At 57.8% G+C, this 19,048-nt stretch carries 16 protein-coding genes; 10 read left to right on the plus strand and 6 right to left on the minus strand.

The window, feature by feature from the left end; genetic code table 11:
* The first annotated feature begins 44 nt into the window (after window positions 1–44).
* The 10 genes from ACR0J2_RS06855 (at window position 45) to ACR0J2_RS06900 (ending at window position 12,501) form a co-directional block, all read left to right on the plus strand.
* On the plus strand, window positions 45–1,082 hold the full coding sequence (locus ACR0J2_RS06855) for an ABC transporter substrate-binding protein (RefSeq protein ID WP_480812087.1): 1,038 nt from the start codon (window positions 45–47) through the stop codon (window positions 1,080–1,082).
* Between the two features lie 75 nt (window positions 1,083–1,157).
* Window positions 1,158–2,642, plus strand: coding sequence for a sugar ABC transporter ATP-binding protein (locus tag ACR0J2_RS06860; RefSeq protein ID WP_480812088.1), 1,485 nt, complete (start codon window positions 1,158–1,160; stop codon window positions 2,640–2,642).
* Window positions 2,639–3,580, plus strand: coding sequence for an ABC transporter permease (locus ACR0J2_RS06865; RefSeq protein ID WP_480812089.1), 942 nt, complete (start codon window positions 2,639–2,641; stop codon window positions 3,578–3,580). Before ACR0J2_RS06860 ends, ACR0J2_RS06865 begins: the two co-directional genes overlap by 4 nt.
* Complete coding sequence (locus tag ACR0J2_RS06870) at window positions 3,577–4,584, plus strand: ABC transporter permease (protein WP_480812090.1); 1,008 nt, start codon at window positions 3,577–3,579, stop codon at window positions 4,582–4,584. Before ACR0J2_RS06865 ends, ACR0J2_RS06870 begins: the two co-directional genes overlap by 4 nt.
* A gap of 12 nt (window positions 4,585–4,596) precedes the next feature.
* A complete protein-coding gene (locus tag ACR0J2_RS06875; RefSeq protein WP_480812091.1) occupies window positions 4,597–5,673 on the plus strand; it encodes a Gfo/Idh/MocA family protein in 1,077 nt (358 codons plus the stop codon).
* Window positions 5,670–6,785 carry a Gfo/Idh/MocA family protein gene (locus ACR0J2_RS06880; protein ID WP_480812092.1) on the plus strand — a complete coding sequence of 372 codons (1,116 nt, stop codon included), beginning with the start codon at window positions 5,670–5,672 and terminating at the stop codon, window positions 6,783–6,785. Before ACR0J2_RS06875 ends, ACR0J2_RS06880 begins: the two co-directional genes overlap by 4 nt.
* 231 nt (window positions 6,786–7,016) lie before the next feature.
* On the plus strand, window positions 7,017–8,549 hold the full coding sequence (locus tag ACR0J2_RS06885; protein WP_480812093.1) for a phospholipase D family protein: 1,533 nt from the start codon (window positions 7,017–7,019) through the stop codon (window positions 8,547–8,549).
* Between the two features lie 57 nt (window positions 8,550–8,606).
* Window positions 8,607–8,972 carry a cupin domain-containing protein gene (locus ACR0J2_RS06890; RefSeq protein WP_480812094.1) on the plus strand — a complete coding sequence of 122 codons (366 nt, stop codon included), beginning with the start codon at window positions 8,607–8,609 and terminating at the stop codon, window positions 8,970–8,972.
* Between the two features lie 168 nt (window positions 8,973–9,140).
* Window positions 9,141–10,535 (plus strand): alpha/beta fold hydrolase, encoded by a 1,395-nt coding sequence (locus ACR0J2_RS06895; protein WP_480812095.1) that lies wholly within the window; start codon window positions 9,141–9,143, stop codon window positions 10,533–10,535.
* A 76-nt stretch (window positions 10,536–10,611) separates the two neighbouring features.
* Window positions 10,612–12,501, plus strand: a complete 1,890-nt coding sequence (locus ACR0J2_RS06900; RefSeq protein WP_480812096.1) for an amidohydrolase — start codon at window positions 10,612–10,614, stop codon at window positions 12,499–12,501.
* A 146-nt stretch (window positions 12,502–12,647) separates the two neighbouring features.
* Here ACR0J2_RS06900 and ACR0J2_RS06905 read toward each other — a convergent pair whose 3' ends face one another.
* The 6 genes from ACR0J2_RS06905 to ACR0J2_RS06930 form a co-directional block, all read right to left on the minus strand.
* Complete coding sequence (locus ACR0J2_RS06905) at window positions 12,648–13,100, minus strand: SRPBCC family protein (RefSeq protein WP_170680458.1); 453 nt, start codon at window positions 13,098–13,100, stop codon at window positions 12,648–12,650.
* 106 nt (window positions 13,101–13,206) lie between these two features.
* Complete coding sequence (locus ACR0J2_RS06910; protein ID WP_170614569.1) at window positions 13,207–14,019, minus strand: XdhC family protein; 813 nt, start codon at window positions 14,017–14,019, stop codon at window positions 13,207–13,209.
* Between the two features lie 12 nt (window positions 14,020–14,031).
* A complete protein-coding gene (locus tag ACR0J2_RS06915; protein ID WP_480812097.1) occupies window positions 14,032–15,171 on the minus strand; it encodes a vWA domain-containing protein in 1,140 nt (379 codons plus the stop codon).
* A 47-nt stretch (window positions 15,172–15,218) separates the two neighbouring features.
* Window positions 15,219–16,085: an AAA family ATPase gene (locus tag ACR0J2_RS06920; protein ID WP_480812098.1), complete on the minus strand. Its 867-nt coding sequence runs from the start codon at window positions 16,083–16,085 to the stop codon at window positions 15,219–15,221.
* A 53-nt stretch (window positions 16,086–16,138) separates the two neighbouring features.
* Window positions 16,139–18,556, minus strand: a complete 2,418-nt coding sequence (locus tag ACR0J2_RS06925; protein ID WP_480812099.1) for an aerobic carbon-monoxide dehydrogenase large subunit — start codon at window positions 18,554–18,556, stop codon at window positions 16,139–16,141.
* On the minus strand, window positions 18,553–19,047 hold the full coding sequence (locus ACR0J2_RS06930) for a (2Fe-2S)-binding protein (RefSeq protein ID WP_480812100.1): 495 nt from the start codon (window positions 19,045–19,047) through the stop codon (window positions 18,553–18,555). Before ACR0J2_RS06930 ends, ACR0J2_RS06925 begins: the two co-directional genes overlap by 4 nt.
* Between the last annotated feature and the right edge of the window lies 1 nt (window position 19,048).

Below are 19,048 nucleotides of genomic sequence, written 5' to 3' on the forward strand. Positions count from 1 at the left end.
ACAACATCAAACGTGAACCGATTGAAAACTGGGAGGAAAACGAAATGAAAAACCTACTTTATGGCGTTGCTGCGGTAGCAGTATCTGCTTCTCTTGCAACTGTGGCGCTTGCGGACGGGCACAAGCAATACACCATCGGCGTGTCCAACACCGTTCAGGGTAACGGCTGGCGTGAACAGATGATCTGCGCCATGCGTGCGCAGGCATTGGTTGAAGCCGATGTCGCAAACCTGATCGTTGCGCATCGCAACACAGATTCTGCCGGGCAACTGGAAGACATCAACAACCTGATCGAAGCGGGTGTTGACGCGATTGTCCTGAACCCATCCAATCCTGACGCCTTGAACTCGGCGCTTGAAAAGGCAATGGCGCAAGACATTGTCGTTGTGGCCGTGGATGCCGGCGTTTCGGCTGACGGCGCGTACATTCTGTCGAACAATCAGGAAGAATACGCCTACCTTGGTGCCAAGTGGCTGTTCGAGCAGCTCGGCGGGAAAGGTGACGTCGTTTACATGCGCGGTATCGCCGGGGTTTCGGCGGATACGGACCGCGACAATGGCTTTAAGCGCGCACTGGCTGAACATCCCGAGATCAACGTGGTGCACGAGGTTTTCACCGGATGGCAGCAGGACCAGGGCAAGCAACAGATCTTTGATTTCCTTGCCACGGGCATCCCTTTTGACGGTGTCTGGACCAGCGGCATCGACAATGTAATCGTCGACGCCTTTACGGAATCCGGCGCACCTTTGGTACCGATCGTCGGAGCGGACAATGCGGGCTTTGTTCAATACCTGACCGAGGTTGAGGGATTGAATGGCGCAGCGGTGACAAACCCCGGCTCGGTTGGCGGTGCGGGCATCGCTTTGGCCGTCGACATCCTGAACGGTGAGGCCCCTGACAGTAACACTGTCCTTGTCGACCCCGTGCTTTGGGAAAACGCCACAGATGCTGGCCGCGAAACGATCAAGGCCGCTCAGAATCCTAATCTGGATCCTGAATGGCCCGTTTCCGTGACGGTTCCCGGATGGACTGACTACACGATGGAACAGATCATCGACTGCAAGGGACCCGGCGAAGGCTGATCCCAACAGACTGGCCTTCCGCCCCCGGCGGGGCGGAGGGCACACACAGTGCATCTCCAGCATTCAAGGAATTCCATGAGCCGCACAGCACTACTCGACGCGTCTGACGTGGCCAAAAGTTTTGGCGCCGTACATGCCCTGACCAAAGCCCAGCTTACGGTCGCCGAAGGCGAGATTGTTGCCTTGATGGGGGCAAATGGTGCCGGGAAGTCGACTTTTGTCAAAATCATAACGGGTGCCCTGAAACCTGATGCTGGCCAGGTGCTGATCCGGGGGAAACCGGCGCATGTCGGAAACCCGGCCGAGGCGCGCCGTTCCGGTCTGGTGCCTGTTTACCAGGAACCGTCGCTTATTCCTGATCTCGACGTGTCCGACAATCTCAGGCTGACCGACACACCGGTCGATCAGTTCCGTGACTGGGTTTCGGAACTTGGGATCAAAGACCTGAAGTTGTCGGCAATGATCGGCGACCTGCCGCTCGCCACGCTTCGCATTCTCGATCTGGCCCGCGCGTTGGCAGTTGAACCTGACGTTCTCCTGCTGGACGAAATGACCGCTGCACTGCCCACAGATTTGGTTGAACGTGTTTTGAAAACCGTACGACGCAAGGCAAATGACGGGATGGGGGTGATCTATGTTTCCCACCGCTTCACCGAAATTTCGGAACTATGCGATCGGGCGACGGTGTTGCGGGATGGCATGTCCGTCGGGGATCTCGACATAGAACCCGGTGTCGAAGAACGCGTTGTCGAGTTGATGTTGGGTCAAAAGATAGACATCGGACAGCGCCAGATACTTCAAGCAAACGGACCACAAACACAGACACCCCGATTGCACGTTCAGTCGCTTGCGTTCGAGCCCAGTTTCTCGGACGTCTCGTTCGACTTGTACCCCGGCGAAGTACTGGGGGTAGTCGCGCTTGAAGGTCAGGGACAGGATGAGCTTTTCGAGGTGCTCGCGGGTTTTGACCGACCAACGTCAGGGTCAATGGAAGTGGACGGAATGCCTGTTCATTTCGCCCACCCCGCCGACGCCATTGCGGCCGGGCTGACCTTCGTGCCGGGCGACCGTTCTGATGCTTTGATGGCGCAAAGGTCCGTCAGGGAAAACATTGCCCTACCATTCTCGGCACGTCTTAGAAACTGGGGGCCGATAAAACTCCGTCACGAGCGGGACCGGGTCGCTTATGCGGTCGAAAAGCTGCAGATCGACACACGCGCGCAGGGCGAAGTGCAACGACTTTCAGGTGGCAACCAGCAGAAAGTCACCATTGGTCGCTGGCTGGCGACCGGTGTCGAAACCTTGCTTTTGTTCGACCCGACTCGTGGCATTGATGTCCGCACGAAACGCCAGATTTACCCACTGGTTCGCGAGTTGGCTGATCAGGGCGCGGCGGTTCTGTTCTACACATCCGAGTTGGAAGAAATCCCGCTGGCCTGCGATCGTGCGGTCGTAATCTTCAACGGGCGGGTGGTTGACGTGATAAACGCTGCCGACGCCGATGAACAAACACTGATGCGCGCGGCTTATGGCCTGACCGAAGCGGAGGGCGCAGCGTGAGCGGGACCATCCGAAAACACTCCTGGGTCATGGGGCTTGTTTTACTTCTTGTGGTTCTTCTGACCATCACAAAGGTGATACAACCCACTTTCGGCGCGTCCGGGCTTGAGAGTATCGCCCGAGCCGCCCTGCCCTTTGCTTTTGCAACCGCCGGTATGGCCATCGTCGTGATCGTCGGCGGCATCGATTTGTCCGTCGCATCGATGATGGCGGTATGCGCCGTGACAGCTGCCGTTTTGATGGAACGCATGGCCGGTGTGCCCGCCCTGCTACTAGTTCTGGGTGTCGGGCTTTTGATGGGGCTGATCAACGGGCTACTGATTGTCGTGACGCGTGTACCCGACATCGTCGTTACACTCGCCATGCTTTTTGTTTGGGAAGGCGCTGCGTTGCTGATCCTTGAAACACCCGGTGGCGCGACGGCGGACTGGCTGGAACAATCGATCCGAGGGCATTTTCTGTTCGACGGGCTGCCAAAGGCGCTTGTCGTCATCGCTGTCGGCATCGCGGTGGTCTGGCTGCCGATCCGGCGCTCCAAACTTGGCCTTTCGATCTATGCAACCGGGTCGGACGAACTGGCTGCCTTCCGTTCAGGCGTTGCGGTCGGAAGAACGAAAGTTATCGCCTACGCCCTATGCGGTCTGTTTTGCGCCATGGGCGGATTAAGCCTGGCCGCCCTGACCGGGATAGGAGAGCCGGTGCCTGGTCCGTATCTTATGGCCTCTGTCGCAGCGGTGGTTCTTGGCGGTGTCGTTCTGGGTGGTGGCAAAGGCGGCCTTCTTGGCCCGATCATCGCCGTTTTCATTCTGCGGATCATCCGAACGATCCTGACTTTGCTGGCCGTCGATCCAAACGTGACAACCATTATCGAAGGAACAATCATGGTCCTCGTTGTCATGCTGGGCACTGCGGCGTCACTAAGGGGGGCCCGCCGATGAGCATGGACACCACTGACCTGCCAATGGTCCGCTTTGGGCGGTATCTTCGTGACAACCCGATCATCCCCCTATTGGTCTTCCTGTTCCTGATGATCGCTGTGCTCGAGGTCTTGCGGCCGGGTATCGTCACCCCGTTCCGGGCCGGTCGGGACGGGCTGATTTCAACCTTTTGGGTCGGCAACCTGATCAAGTTCGCAATTCCGCTGGCGATGCTTGCCGCTTGTCAGGTACTGACGATGCTGACCGCAGGAATTGACCTGTCGGTCGGAGTGGTCGCTACTGTGTCAGCCTTCGTCTGCGCGACACTCAGCGCAATATGGGGCGTTACACCCGCAGTCCTGATTGCGTTGTCCGCAGGCCTTGTTGTTGGCGTTGTGAATGGCATCGGGGTTGGGCTGGTGCGTGTCCATCCTTTGATCATGACGCTTGGAACTGGATTGATCGCCACCGGATGCCTGCAGGTCTACCAACGCCTCGTCATCAATGCGGGCACCGAGATTCCCGCTTTCCTTTCATGGATCGGGACCGGTCGAACCGCAGGAATGCCTAATGGACTGTTCGTGTTCGTCCCGTTCGCGCTCTTTATCCTGTGGCTGATGCGCTATACCGGGTTTGGCCGGTTGCTGTTTGCACTTGGTTCCAACGAACAGGCCGCCAAACTCTCCGGTGTACGGGCCTGGCAAGTCTATCTGGCGCTCTACGTGCTATCCAGCTTTATTGCCGCACTGGCGGGTTTGCTCTATCTCGGCATGATCCGTCAAACCTCACTGAGCCTGGCAAATCCGTTGTTGTTGCCCTCGGTCGCCGCGGCGGTGATCGGCGGCACATCAATCTTTGGGGGGCGTGGCAGCTTCGCGGGTGCAATTGTGGGCGCACTTATTCTGCGTGTGCTGGATACCATGCTAACATTGATGCAGATGCCGGAAGGTGCACGCACGGCCCTGTTTGGGCTGATCATCCTCGCGGTTACCGCGCTCTATGTCAGGATCACCGGCACACGCTAAAGGAGGTTTCCAATGGCAAAATTCCGGATCGTCGGCGTCAGTTTCGATCACATGCATATGGGTGATTTGCTTCGGATGGTGCACGAGCATCCTGACGCCGAAATCGCCGCGATCTTCGATCCGGATCAGGACAAAATGCAGGCGGCAGTGAAGGCATTCGATATTCCCGATGATCGGGTATTTACGGATTTCGACGCATGTATGACGGCGGGTCCTTACGATATGGCCATTCTATGCGTGGCGACAGCGCAACATGCGGACTACACGGAACGGCTGGCTCCTCATGACATGCATGTTTTTGTCGAAAAACCCTTTGCCACATCCGTTGACGATGCCCGCCGGATGATGACGGCAATGAACGAAACCGGAAATCAGCTGGTCATCAACTGGCCCTTGCGATGGGTCGAAAGCCACGTGACGGCCAAGCGGTTGATCGACGAAGGCATGATCGGCGATTTGTGTGAGGTTCATTTCTATGACGGAAATCGCGGACCGTTGTACCATCTGGCCGACAAGGTCGAAGTAACCCCCGAGGAAGTCGAGCGTCAAAAGCCGGACTCCTGGTGGTACAAACGGTCATCAGGCGGCGGTTCGCTGCTTGATTACCTGGGATACGGCGCGACGCTTGGAACCTGGTTCATGGGCGGCCGTGCACCGATCGAGGTCACATGCACGGTTGACGAAACACCAGGTATCGAGGTCGATCAGCATGCAATCGCCGTGTGCCGTTACGAAACAGGCCTGTCGAAGATGGAAACGCGCTGGGGTACGTTCACCGATCCTTGGACAACGCAGCCGCAACCCACTTGCGGGTTTGTTTTTGTCGGCACCGACGGCACCATTTCGTCGCCCGACTATGCCAGCCACATAACGGTTCAGACCCGCGCAAAACCCGAACGGCACGAGATACCGGTGACCCCGTTGGCTGCTGGCGAACGAAATGCCATCGAATACGTCCTTGGCTGCTTGTCCAATGGAACCCGGGTCGAAGGGCCGCTTGATCCGGCCCTGTGTCTGACAGCACAGCGGATCGTCGATACCGCGCTCCGTTCAGCCCGCGAAAAACAAACTCTCCGGTTGCTGTCATGAGCGAGGACAGTGCCAAAACCGACCAGTATGCCTTAAAGTCAGCCCAGTTGCCCGAAGTCCCTGCCCCGGACTTGCCGTATTCTCCACCGGTGCCTCAAAACTACAGGCCCAGGATCGGAATAATTGGTACGGGCGGAATTTCCGTAAGCCATCTGGTTGCCTACCGAACGGCCGGCTGGGACATTGCCGCAATCTGGAACCGGACGCGCGCGAAAGCCGAAGAAAAGGCTGCCGAATACTGCCCGTCGGCGCGCATCGAAGATGATTGGCAGGCGCTTCTTTCCGACAATGAAATCGACGTTGTCGACGTCACACTTCATCCGGAACAACGCGTGCCAATCCTCAAGGCTGCTTTGCAGGCGGGCAAACACGTGCTCAGCCAGAAGCCGTTTGTTAACGACCTCGATCTAGGCAATGACCTTGTGAAGTTGGCAGATGATCAGGGTGTGAAACTCGCGGTAAACCAAAATGGTCGCTGGGCCCCGCACCTGTCCTGGATGCGCGAGGCGGTTTCAGCTGGATTGATCGGCGACGTTCTGTCTGCACATGTTTCAATTCACTGGGATCACGGCTGGACCGCAGGTACGCCGTTTGACGAAATGGAGCACCTGATCCTTTATGATTTTGGTGTGCATTGGTTCGACTTTCTTGCGTCTCTTGTTGGCGACAGGGCAGAAAGCGTCTTTGCAACCGCGACACCGGCACGTGGCCAGGCCAACAAGGTCCCATTGATGTCACAGGCGCTGGTGCGTTTGGACCAAGGCCAAGCAAGCCTGATTTTTGACGGGGGCGTTCCTTTTGGCCCGCGTGACACAACATATGTGGCTGGCACAACCGGAAGCCTTACATCAAGGGGACCGGATCTTTCATCGCAATCTGTGACGCTTGAGACAGCGCAGGGCATCGCGCGCCCAGCGCTTAAGGGACAATGGTTCAACGACGGGTTTCGCGGAACCATGGGCGAGCTTCTTTGTGCGATTGAAGAGGACCGAGAGCCGTCGGTATCCGCAAAGAACAACCTAAAGTCATTGGCCATCGTTTTTGCGGCAATTGCCTCGTCCAAACAAAATCGAGAAATCGAGATCGGAAGCATCAGAACAGTCGACGCCTGAACGGGTATTCTCAGGCAAAACGGGTACGGATTCAGGCTTTGCCACCATACTTCGACCTATCTCGCCCCCCCATCCAACACGCTAATAGGTGGCTTTGAATGGTCGCCAAACTGCGGCCCCGACCACACGTCGCCCGGCGACAGACGCGAAACAACCAGACGCTGCAAAGAAGAAACTTGCATTCGCGCCCTGATGCGTAATCATTTGGTAACGGATGGTTGGAGGAAGACTATGAAACCATGGGCTATCGTGGTTTGTGTCGTTTGCACGTTGGGCCTTGTTGCTTGCTCTCCCCGGGTTCGAACCTATGAAAAGACGGTATCAAGTGCTGTTCCTGCAAGCTCGGGCAGCAATCTTGCGCAGACCGTCAACCGTCTCGGAGACCCAAAAGACGGTCGTTCGGGTGTAAAGCTGATCAGCGACGGCGAAGAAGCTCTGGTCTCACGGCTATTGATGGCCGCAGCGGCAGAGCAAACGATCGACGCCCAATACTATCTTTTGCACAACGATCCGACCGGGCATCTCTTTGCGGCCAGTCTTTTACAAGCGGCAGATCGGGGGGTGCGTGTCCGGTTGCTGTTGGATGATATGGACACATCAGGCTACGACGCGATGACCGCTGCGCTTGATTACCACGAAAACATCGAAATCCGGCTGTTCAATCCGTTCTGGCGCGATCAAAGCCTGATCGTTGCGGGGCTGACTGATTTCAAACGCATCAATCGACGAATGCACAACAAATCCATGACGGCGGACAACGTGCTCACGATTGTCGGTGGGCGAAACATCGGAGCCGAGTACTTTCTGGCCCGTAAAGAAATGAACTATGCCGATCTGGACGTTCTGGCCGCAGGTCCCGTTGTAAAAGAAGTCTCCAAAAGCTTTGACGCATACTGGAACAGCGAATTTGCCGTCCCTGCCCGCGTGGTTGTCGGTGAACCAGAGGCCTTCAGCCTGAGCGATGCACGAGGCAGGCTCAACGCGCTGGTGGAAGAGGCGAAGCAAACGCAATACGGCGCCGCCCTGCGACGATCAGCCGAAGAGAATTTTGCAGACGGCGCGCTGTCACTGGATTGGCTTCCTGCCCGATTGTATGCGGACCCGCCGTCCAAAGCGGCAGGCCTGGAAAACTCGGATCCAATTCTCGCATCCCAACTTCTGCCCTACTTCGAAAATGCCAAAAGCGAAGTGAACATTATCTCGGCCTATTTTGTACCGCGCAACAATGGCGTGAGATGGATGACCGAACTGGAAAACCGCGGGGTCGAGGTCAAAGTTGTCACCAACTCATTGGCCTCGAACGACGTCGCGCCGGTCTACGCCCACTATGCCAAGAAACGTCGGGCAATGCTGCGCGGCGGGGTCGATCTGTATGAACTGAGGCCCGATGCCTACCAAGTCCAACGTCGCGGCATCAACTGGGCGCAATCCCGATCCGGCCTCCATTCCAAGGCTTTCGCGGTGGATGACCGATATCTGTTCGTCGGGTCGTTCAACTGGGACCCGCGTTCGGTCCACATCAATACCGAAATGGGGATTCTGATGGATTCGCCCGCTTTGGCCAGTCAAACCATGGCTGCCTTGGACCAAGCGCTGCCAGCCTACACCTATCACGTGACGTTGGAGCGTGCAGGCCAACTTAAGTGGCGGACCCGGAACGAGGATGGCACGATCCTGGAATATGACTCCGAGCCGACAGGTACGGCATGGGATCACATCGTCGCCGGCTTTTTAAGCATCTTACCAATTGGTTCACAGCTTTAGGGTTGATGATTTTGACCATCAGCCTGGCTTTGGCAAGTTTCCGGAAGGGTTTTGATCGTGAAGTACTACAACCTGTATGCCGACGCCGCAGGCGAAAGCCGTTGGTCCGAGATCGAAGTTCCGCTGGCAGAGCGAAGCTTTGCGCCACCAGCAAAGGCAATTGAGGTCTCCGAGCCGGAGCATGTTAAACAGACCATGTTCCTGCGGCTTCGATCAGGTTGGAACGAACCGATCCACCCGACGCCTGTGGCGCAAAGGCTGGTGTGCCTTGCCGGAACGATCCGCGTTACCGCAAGCGATGGCAATTTTCGGGATATAGGACCGGGGGACGTTTGGCACATGGCAGACAAGTTCGGACGCGGTCATCACACCAAGGTCACAAGCTTCGAGGATTTTGAGGCGGTCATTATTCAGTTCGAGTGAAGTCGGAAAATTCCACGATCTCTTCAAACCTTCACCAGCCCCATCAACAGCCTACAAGTGAGAGCGCCGTTACGGCCTGAAGATTTCCGGCTATACTGGGGTCATTGTTTCGCGCCGGCACCTGATTGACAGCGATCAAACCACCGCTGGCGCAGAGGGGGGATTGCCATGGAACAACGCCTCTCAGCCATTATGGCGGCCGATATGGTCGGGTACTCGCGCTTGATGGAAGTGGACGAGTTGGGTGTTCTGTCACGTCAAAAGAAACATCGGCGCGAATTGATCGATCCGGAAATAACCCGGCGCCGAGGAAGCATCATCAAAACGACCGGAGACGGCATGCTGGCCTCATTTGAATCCGTTCAGGACGCGGTTCAATGCGCCGTCAGCATTCAACAAGCGATGAGCCTTCGGGAAACCGAACTGGAGGACGACAAGAGAATTCGATTTCGTGTCGGCATCAATCTGGGCGATGTCATTTTCGACGACGGCGACATCTTCGGAGATGGGGTGAACGTCGCCGCACGGCTTGAAGGATTGGCAGAACCCGGCGGCGTGTGCGTTTCGGATATCGTGCATCAGGCGATTCAGGACCGGGTCGACGCGCCATTTCGCGACATGGGCGGCCAACGCGTCAAGAACATCACTCGCCCCATTCGTGTCTGGCAATGGTCCCCTCAGGCGGCGCCCGTGCGTGCGGCTCCTGAGATTTCACTGCAACAGCGCGTGAAGTTCTGCAAATCGGCAGATGGCGTAAATCTTGCCTGGGCCTCGACCGGAGAAGGTACACCTGTGCTGAAAGCCCCGAATTGGCTTAATCACATCGAGTATGAGTGGACCAGCCCGGTCTGGGGGGATTTCCTGTCCGAGATGTCCAAACTCTGTCGATTGGTCCGGTTCGACCAACGGGGAAACGGGCTTTCCGACTGGGAAGTTGAGGACATTTCAGAAGATCGTATGATCGACGACATGATTGCCGTGGCCGATGCCGCCGGGCTGGATCGTTTTGGCCTGTTCGGCATCAGTCAGGGGTCTGCTTTTTCAATTCGATTTGCGGCAAGACACCCCGAGCGTGTGAAATTTCTTATCCTGCTGGGGGGCTATTTGCGCGGGCGCATGAAGCGCGGGGACGCCGAAGCCGAACAATTTTATCAAGCATCTCGCGCCATGGTATCGGCCGGCTGGGGCTCCCCCAATCCGGTGTACCGCCATTTCTTCACGTCTTGCTACATGCCGGATGCCACGCCGGAAGAAGGGGCAAGTTTCGACGAAATGCAACGCATCTCCGCCAGCCCGGAAACGGCCTTGCGGATCATGGAAATGAACAGCTACATGGACGTACGCACAGATGCGCAGCGCGTGAATGTTCCGACTTTGGTGTTGCATGCCCAAGGCGACATGGCGGCACCCATCAGTGAAGGCCGTGAGACAGCCCGGGAAATCCCGACGGCTGAGTTCGTTGAACTGCCCGGAGCCAATCATTGCATGATACGCGGCCATCCGGGGTTCGATGAGTTCTTTCAGGAAATCGGACCGTTTCTGAAAGAACATGGTGATTTTTGAGTACCTTACGCTTAAATGGGTGCTGACGTTATTTGTACCCGCTGTTTCCTAAGCAACGTGATTTCCGGAGAACGTAATGACTTATATTTCCAGAAGGCGTTTCCTAGAATTCGCCCTGATCAACTCAACTGCCCTGGCTTTGGCCGGACAGACAATGGCTCAGGCGACCTCTCTCTCGGACGTTGGCGGTGCAATGTTGGGTTTGGAGACCGCCACGATTTTCACCGCGCGCGAGATCGTGACGCTCGACCCGGATCAACCGTCAGCTCAGGCCGTTGCGGTGATAAATGATCGGATCCTTGCAACCGGAACGCTGGACGAGGTCAAGGGCATCCTTGGAGATAAACCGTACGATCTGGACACAACATTCGACGACCACGTTATCGTTCCCGGTTTCATTGCGCAGCACGACCATCCGATCCTGGCAGGATTGACAATGTCTTCCCTGATCCTGTCCATCGAGGATTGGGAACTGCCCGACGGCACCGCGATTGCCTTGAAAGATAAGGATGACTTCATGACGCGCCTTGCGGCAGCCGAGGCCGAGCTGGATGATCCGGCTGAACCGCTGCTCACTTGGGGGTATCATGCCGCGTTCTATGGCCCTCTGACCCGTGCCGACCTCGACGCGATCAGCGCCGAGCGGCCGGTATTCGCGTGGGCCAGATCCTGTCATGAGTTCATCCTGAATACAGCCGCGATGAACGCCGCGGGCGTCACCGAAGACCTGATCGCCAGCTGGTCAGAGACAGAAAAATCACAATCCAGTTTCGAAGATGGTCACTTCTGGGAACAGGGTTTGTTTGCCGTTTTGCCGAATATCGCACCGATGGTCGCAAACCCTGACAAGTTCCGTTCCGGCCTGCTGACCATGCGCGACTACATGCACGCCAAGGGTGTGACCTTCGGAAACGAACCGGGCGGTATTCTTGCAAAGCCCATTCAGGATGCTGTCAATGCGGTGATGTCGGCGCCATCGATGCCCTTCCGATGGACGTTCATCCCCGATGGCAAAAGCCTGGTTGCTACTTACGATCAGGATACCGACGTGATCCGCAAAACCGAGGCTTTGGTCGACTGGTACGGCGGCATGACCAGCATGGCAACTGGCAGCGTAAAACTGTTCTCTGACGGCGCCATATATTCCCTCGCAATCCAACTTCGCGACCCCGCCATCGGTGACTATCACGGTGAATGGATGATGGATCAGGATGCTTTCGAACGTGCTTTCCGGATCTATTGGGACGCCGGTTATCAGGTGCATGTGCATGTCAACGGCGATGCCGGTCTCGACCGTGTTCTGAACACGCTGGAAGATAATCTATTACGCAACCCGCGTTTTGATCATCGTACGGTGATTGTCCACTTCGCCGTCAGCGCGCCCGACCAGGTCGAGCGTATCAAACGCCTCGGCGCGATCGTCAGCGCCAATCCTTACTACGTCACCGCGCTATCAGATCGCTACAGCGAAACCGGCCTCGGACCCGAGCGCGCGGACCAGATGGTGCGGCTGGGCGATCTGGAGAAATCAGCTATCTCGTGGTCGCTGCACTCTGACATGCCCATGGCACCGGGCGACCCACTGTTCCTGATGTGGTGTGCGGTAAACCGGATCACGAGTTCCGGTCGCGTTGCCGGCAGCGACCAAAAGATCTCTGCCGAACAGGCCCTGCGTGGGGTCACGATCAATGCGGCGTATTCTCACCGCCTTGAAGAAGAACAGGGCAGCATCGAACCCGGCAAGCTCGCAAACTTCACAATTTTGGCTGAGAACCCCCTGACCGTAGACCCGATGAAGATCAAGGATATCGCGGTTTGGGGCACGATTGCGGAGGGACGCATTCAGAAAGTCGGCGATAACTTGCAGGAAGACGCAAGCCGAAGGGGCAGCGACTTTCCAAGCGAGATAGATTTCGCCGAAAGGGCGTTAACCCACGCCCTTTCCGTCGTTCACGCGCATCTTTGAAGTGTGAATCGCACTGCAGAACAACTGGATTTGACCGCATCAAGTTTGGTTACGTCCAGATGGGCACTCAAATGGGCTGGGTTTTGTCACCTCTGAACGATGATCAATTCCCAGCCACTCAATCCCAAGTTCTACTGATACTGGTTCTAAGAAACCGATTGCTCCGAGACAATCTCGCCAAAACGTGTAAAAAACTTGCCCGAGAGCTTTTTCGCGGTGCCCGCAATCAATCGACTACCCAATTGTGCAATCTTTCCGCCGACTTCAACTTTAGCGGTGTATGCAAGAATGGTCTCATCCCCATTTGAGGTAAGCGTTACGTCGGCACCACCTTTGGCAAACCCAGCCGCGCCGCCTTTGCCTTCCCCGGTCAGGGAAAAACCTTCAGGTGCATTTGAAGTATCCAGCGTCACCTCACCCGAGAACCGCGCTTTGACCGGGCCGATCTTGAGGACAACCTTGGCCTCAAGGTGCTCTGGCGAATGCTGGATCAGTTCCTCGCAGCCTGGAATGCACTCGCGCAGGACATCCGGATCGTTCAAAGCGCGGTAAACGACGTCGCGCGGGGTGGCAATGTGGATTTCGTCACTGAGTTCCATTCATGTTTCCTTTGTTCAACAACATCTTGGATAGACCAGAAGTGCGGTCTCGGTAGCCTCTTCCGGCGTTACGTCCGGGCGCACCAGCCAAAAACGCCGCAGGCGATTAAGCACGTTTTTCATCATCAGATGCCTCTCTGGATTTGTTCGTGTTTCGCCACAGCACGATCTCGGCCAGGATCGACAGGGCGATTTCATGCGGATCAATCGCATGGATATCCAGCCCGGCCGGGGATTTGAGCTGCGCCGCGCGCTCCGGCGCCAAACCTTGAGCGATGAGTTTTGCCGTAAGCGCATCAGCCTTTCGGCGGCTGGCCACCATGGAGACATGGGCCGCCTCGGTTTGCAGCGCCGCTTTCAGGGCGTCAGCGTCTCCGCGACCCTGCGAGGCAACAACAACGAAATCCTGCGATTCGATGTCCAAATGGTCGATGGTTTCCAGCGTAAACCTATCGTAGTCGCCGTCTGTTTCTGCCTCGTCACCAAGGCAGATGCGAAAGCCGGCCAGCGCCCCATGCGCTGCCAGCGCTGTGGCAATCGGAGACGTCCCAAAGATCACCAGACGCGGGGTGTGCTGATACGGCTCGACCAACAGATCGACAGTGCCGCCCGAGGGGCAGCCGCTTTTGAAGGTCTGCACTCCGTCGGGGTCTGTCATGCTCACCACCTTGTTCGAAGGTTTGACACGGATCATCTGCGGCTCGCCGGTGGTCAGCGCCGTCCGCGCCGAGGTTCGGACGGCGCGCTGCACGCAAGCCCCTCCGAGATGCCCAAGAAGGCGTCCGTCTTTGGTGATCGCAGCTTTTCCTCCGGCCTTTGCGGACGTTGCATCCGCCGTGCGCAGGACCGTTGCCACACAAAAGGCCTCACCGGTTTTGCGCAGCTGTTCAATCGTGTCGAATATGTCGAAGTTAGCCATTTCAGACTCCTTTCACAGCTTACGAAACTGCGGTTCCAACGCCGCCAGCGCTTCCAGCGTGTTGGCTGGCAAATGTGCATCCAGATAGGGTTCCGCCGCCTGCATCGCGGCAGCAATCGGCTGATAGTCACGCCAGCCTTTCAAGGGGTTCAGCCATACGATCCGCCGCGCTTTACGTCGGATGCGCGCAAGCACATCGCCCAGCGCGTGCGGGTCAGAACTGCAATACCCATCGGACAGGATCAGCACGATGGTCCGACCGTTCAAGGCGCGCGCGCCGTGTCCGTTCAGGAAATGCTCAAGACTGCCCGAAATATCCGTGCCGCCGCCAAACCCTTCGGCCATCAACGACAGCCGCCCTGCCGCGCGCAAGGAGTCGTGGTCGCGCAGCGCATCTGTGACGCGCATCAGGCGGGTATGGAAAAGATAGGCGTCCGCCTCTGTGCCACTGCCGATCAGACCTTTGAGGAAGGCCAGAAAAACCCGCGAATAAACCGTCATCGAACCGCTTACGTCACACAAGGCCACAATCCGCATCGGGCGTGGTGGACGAGCGCGGCGATACAGGTCCATAGGTTCTCCGCCCCGCGCAAGACTGGCGCGTTGGATCCGGCGCATATCCAGCGAAGCACCTCGCAGCGCTTGTTTCCGCCGACGCGAACGGCGGTCGCGGATGGCGCGCGCGATGGCAGTCGCGGCTTGTTCCGCCTGCCGCAGCGCGTCTTCGTCCATCAGCTCGCGCAAATCCTGACGCGACAGGTTGGCCGTACGGGTTGCAATCAGCTTCCCGTTCCTCCCCACGGCCTCCCCGTCGCCGGGATCAGGCGCAGTGGCCTGATCCGTGCCGGTTTCCGTTTCCTGAGCAGCCTGGCTTTCCTGCTGCCAGATCATCGGCTTGGCGGATTGAACCCGCACATGCGCCGTTTGGGCAGTTCCCGTGCGCTGCTTTCCGGTATTGAACCAATAGGCCTCGAACAGGTCATCGAAGCGCCGCCAATCGTCGGCGTCGCCGGCCAGTAACACGCAAAGCGCCCGCTGGGCCTGTCTGATATCCGTTGCCTCAACCGCCGCCAGCGCGGCCAATGCGTCCCCCGTTTCAGCCGGTCCAACACGCATTCCGTTCATACGCAGATGTGCGATAAAACCGGACATGCGATCCGCCAAACCAGATGCGCGAGTGGGGAACCGGGTGACTTGCATCACGCCACCTTTCCGATCAAACGATCCATGACCTCGGGCGGGGCCGCGTCATAGTCGGCGGCGGTTTTCAGAAGGCAGACAAGCGTCGCCTGAACCTCTTCTCGGGATTGCGCCATGTCGTTTACACCCAGCCCCGAAAGGGCCGCCGCCCAGTCCAACATTTCGGCAATACCGGGCGTCTTTTCCAAATCTTCTTTGCGCAGCGCCTGCACGACGCCAACAATCTGGCGCGCCAACAGCCCTTCAACTTCGGGCATGCGGGCTTTCAGGATCGCCATTTCCGTTTCACGCGATGGGTAGTCAAGGAAACTATACAAGCACCGACGCCGCAGCGCGTCCGACAGGTCCCGCGTCCCGTTTGCCGTAAGGATCACGATGGGCCGCGACCGCGCCTTTATGGTGCCGAGTTCAGGGATGGTGATCTGAAAGTCAGACAGGATCTCAAGCAGGTAAGCCTCAAACTCCTCATCCGCGCGGTCGATTTCATCGATCAGTAGAACAGGTGGCTCTTCTTCGCTGATTGCTTCCAACAATGGTCGTTTGAGCAGGTAGTCATCGGTGAACAACTGCGCTTCGCTGGTGCCGCCCTGCGCCTCGCTTGCACGGATGGCCAGCAACTGGCGCTGGTAGTTCCACTCATAAATCGCATGGCTGGCGTCCAGTCCTTCATAGCATTGCAACCGGATTAACCGCGCGGCGCGCTGGGCGGCCAACGCCTTTGCGACCTCGGTTTTGCCGACCCCTGCCGGTCCTTCCAAGAGCAGAGGGCGCCCAAGCGTCTGGGCCAGATGCAACGCCATCGCCAAACGGTCGTCGGCAACATAGCCCACCTCGGCGAGGCCCTGCTGAATGTCCTGCAAGCTCATGCCATTCTCCCGGATTGCCGCCGCGCCGTGTTCCAGCGCGGCGGCTTTTCCTGTTAGCCGTGCATTCCCAGACCGTTGGCGATCTTCCAGATGCGCCAGTGGTCATGCGGCATGTGGCTCTGAACAAGGCCAAATGGGCGGAATGCATCATGCACCGCGTTCGAGAACGCGGGCACACCGCCGACATTCGGGCTTTCACCAACGCCCTTGGCACCGATCGGGTGATGCGGGGACGGCGTCACCGTGTGGTCGGTGGTGTAGTTGGGCGTCTCCCATGCCGTGGGCAGGAAGAAGTCCATCAAGGTGCCAGTCTTCACGTTGCCCATCTCATCATAGGCGATTTCCTGACCCATCGCGATGGCCAGCGCTTCGGTCACGCCACCATGGACCTGTCCTTCGATGATCATCGGGTTGATCCGGGTGCCGCAATCGTCGAGCGCATAGAACTGCCGGACCTCCCATTCGCCGGTATCCACGTCGATCTCCATGACACAGATATAGGCTCCGAACGGATACGTCATATTCGGCGGATCATAATAGCTGACCGCTTCCAGACCCGGTTCCAGTCCCGGAATCGCCTGATTGTAGGCGGCGAAGGCAATCTCCTTCATGGTCTTGAACCGCTCGGGCGCACCTTTGACTGAGAACCTGTCCACATCCCATTCGACGTCGTCATCATGGACCTCAAGCAAGTAAGCCGCGATCATTTGCGCCTTGGCGCGGATTTTGCGGGCGGCCATCGCCGTTGCCGCACCGGCCACAGGTGTCGACCGAGACCCATAGGTCCCAAGACCATAAGGCGCGGTGTCCGTGTCACCTTCCTCCAACGTGATGTCATCTGCAGGTAGACCGATCTCACTAGCGATGATCTGGGCAAAGGTCGTGGCATGACCCTGACCCTGACTGATCGTCCCCAACCGCGCGATGGCCGACCCAGTCGGGTGGATTCGAATTTCGCAGGAATCGAACATGCCGAGCCCGAGAATATCGCAGTTCTTCACCGGTCCCGCGCCTACGATCTCAGTGAAGTGCGTCAGGCCGATGCCCAGCAGTTTACGCGTCTTGCCAGCCTTGAAATCCTCGATCCGTTGCGCCTGTTCCGCCCGCAGACCTTCATAGTCCACGGCCTTCAGCGCCTTGTCCCAAGCGGTGTGATAATCGCCCGAGTCATATTCCCAGCCCAGTGCCGACTTATACGGGAACTGATCGGCCTTGATGAAGTTGATCCGCCGCAGCTCGGCCGCGTCCATGTTCAGCTTGATGGCCAGTACCTCGATCATCCGTTCGATGAAATAGGCGGCCTCGGTCACCCGGAACGAACAGCGATAGGCGACACCACCCGGTGCCTTGTTGGTGTAGACACCATCCACAGCCAGATAAGCGGTGGGGATGTCATACGACCCGGTGCAGATGTTCATGAAACCGGCCGGGAATTTGGTCGGGTCGGCGCAGGCGTCGAACCCGCCATGATCCGCCGTGGTGTGACACCACAGGCCAGTGATCTTGCCATCCTTGGTCGCAGCGATCTTGCCCTGCATCCAGTAATCGCGGGCAAAGGCGGTGGACATCAGGTTTTCCATCCGGTTCTCGACCCATTTCACCGGTTGGCCGGTGACAATCGAGGCGACGACCGAGCAGACATAGCCGGCATAGGCACCAACCTTGTTACCAAAGCCACCACCGATATCAGGGCTGATGACCCGGATATTGTGCTCGGCCAGACCCGAGATCAGCGACACAACAGTCCTGATCGCGTGCGGGGCCTGGAAGGTGCCGTAGAGCGTGAGCTTACCGGTCACCTTGTCCATCGAAGCCACACAGCCACAGGTCTCAAGCGGACACGGGTGGGTCCGGTGGTAATAGACCATCTCTTCGGCCACGACATCGGCCTCACCTAGAACGGCTTCAGTCGCATCTTTGTCGCCTTGCTCCCAGGTGAAGATGTGGTTGTGATGCTTGCGCGGCCCGTGTGCGCCTTCGGTCTGACCCGCAAGGTCTTCACGCAGGACAACGTCCGATTTCAGTGCCTCGAACGGGTCGGTCAGGACGGGCAGTTCTTCGTAGTCAACCTCGACCAGCTCAGCCGCGTCCGCCGCGATATAGCGGTTTTCGGCGACAACATAGGCAACCTCCTGACCTTGAAACAGCACCTTGCCATCAGCCAGCACCATTTGCTTGTCACCGGCCAGCGTCGGCATCCAATGCAGACCCAGCGGTGCCAGATCTTCGGCGGTCAACACGGCAACAACACCGGGCACGGCCATCGCGGCGTCTTTGTTTACACTGACAACGCGAGCGTGCGCGTAAGGCGAACGAACAAAGGCACCGAACAGCATCCCGTCCAGCTTGATGTCGTCGACATAGTTGCCCTTGCCTTGGGTGAAGCGCACATCCTCGACGCGTTTGCGCGAGCTTCCCATCCCTTTGAGATTGGCGGTGCGTTCTTCGGGGGTCATGGTTTGATCGTTCATTCCGCGGCCTCCTTCTGAGCGTTCAGCATGTCAGCCGAGGCCGAGATCGCCTTGACGATGTTCTGATACCCGGTGCAGCGGCACAGGTTACCAGCCATGCCAAAGCGGATTTCTTCCTCGGTCGGGTTCGGGTTTTCTTGCAGCAGACGATGCGCACGGGTGATCATGCCTGGCGTGCAGAAGCCGCACTGCAGCCCGTGATGCTCGCGGAACATCTCTTGCAAGACGCCAAGGCTGCCATCGTCATTGGTCAGTCCTTCGACGGTGGTGATATCCGCGCCGTTCACCTGCGCCACGAATGTCGTGCAGGATTTGACGGACTTGCCGTCGACATCCACGGTGCAGGCCCCGCAATGGCTGGTCTCGCACCCGATATGAGGGCCGGTGATTTTCAGATCTTCCCGCAGGAAGTGGATCAGCAGCGTGCGCGGCTCGGCCAGACCTTCGACCTGCTTGCCGTTCACGGTGAGTTTGACGTGCATTTTCGACATA

This window comes from Ruegeria sp. CG4 (assembly GCF_056537185.1).

Coding starts and splice junctions, on each gene's coding strand:
- ACR0J2_RS06880 (WP_480812092.1), top strand. CDS start 5,670: ATGAGCGAGGACAGTGCCAAAACCGACCAGTATGCCTTAAAGTCAGCC.
- ACR0J2_RS06860 (WP_480812088.1), top strand. CDS start 1,158: ATGAGCCGCACAGCACTACTCGACGCGTCTGACGTGGCCAAAAGTTTT.
- ACR0J2_RS06870 (WP_480812090.1), top strand. CDS start 3,577: ATGAGCATGGACACCACTGACCTGCCAATGGTCCGCTTTGGGCGGTAT.
- ACR0J2_RS06855 (WP_480812087.1), top strand. CDS start 45: ATGAAAAACCTACTTTATGGCGTTGCTGCGGTAGCAGTATCTGCTTCT.
- ACR0J2_RS06925 (WP_480812099.1), bottom strand. CDS start 18,556: ATGAACGATCAAACCATGACCCCCGAAGAACGCACCGCCAATCTCAAA.
- ACR0J2_RS06920 (WP_480812098.1), bottom strand. CDS start 16,085: ATGAGCTTGCAGGACATTCAGCAGGGCCTCGCCGAGGTGGGCTATGTT.
- ACR0J2_RS06930 (WP_480812100.1), bottom strand. CDS start 19,047: ATGTCGAAAATGCACGTCAAACTCACCGTGAACGGCAAGCAGGTCGAA.
- ACR0J2_RS06915 (WP_480812097.1), bottom strand. CDS start 15,171: ATGTCCGGTTTTATCGCACATCTGCGTATGAACGGAATGCGTGTTGGA.
- ACR0J2_RS06875 (WP_480812091.1), top strand. CDS start 4,597: ATGGCAAAATTCCGGATCGTCGGCGTCAGTTTCGATCACATGCATATG.
- ACR0J2_RS06900 (WP_480812096.1), top strand. CDS start 10,612: ATGACTTATATTTCCAGAAGGCGTTTCCTAGAATTCGCCCTGATCAAC.
- ACR0J2_RS06895 (WP_480812095.1), top strand. CDS start 9,141: ATGGAACAACGCCTCTCAGCCATTATGGCGGCCGATATGGTCGGGTAC.
- ACR0J2_RS06885 (WP_480812093.1), top strand. CDS start 7,017: ATGAAACCATGGGCTATCGTGGTTTGTGTCGTTTGCACGTTGGGCCTT.
- ACR0J2_RS06905 (WP_170680458.1), bottom strand. CDS start 13,100: ATGGAACTCAGTGACGAAATCCACATTGCCACCCCGCGCGACGTCGTT.
- ACR0J2_RS06910 (WP_170614569.1), bottom strand. CDS start 14,019: ATGGCTAACTTCGACATATTCGACACGATTGAACAGCTGCGCAAAACC.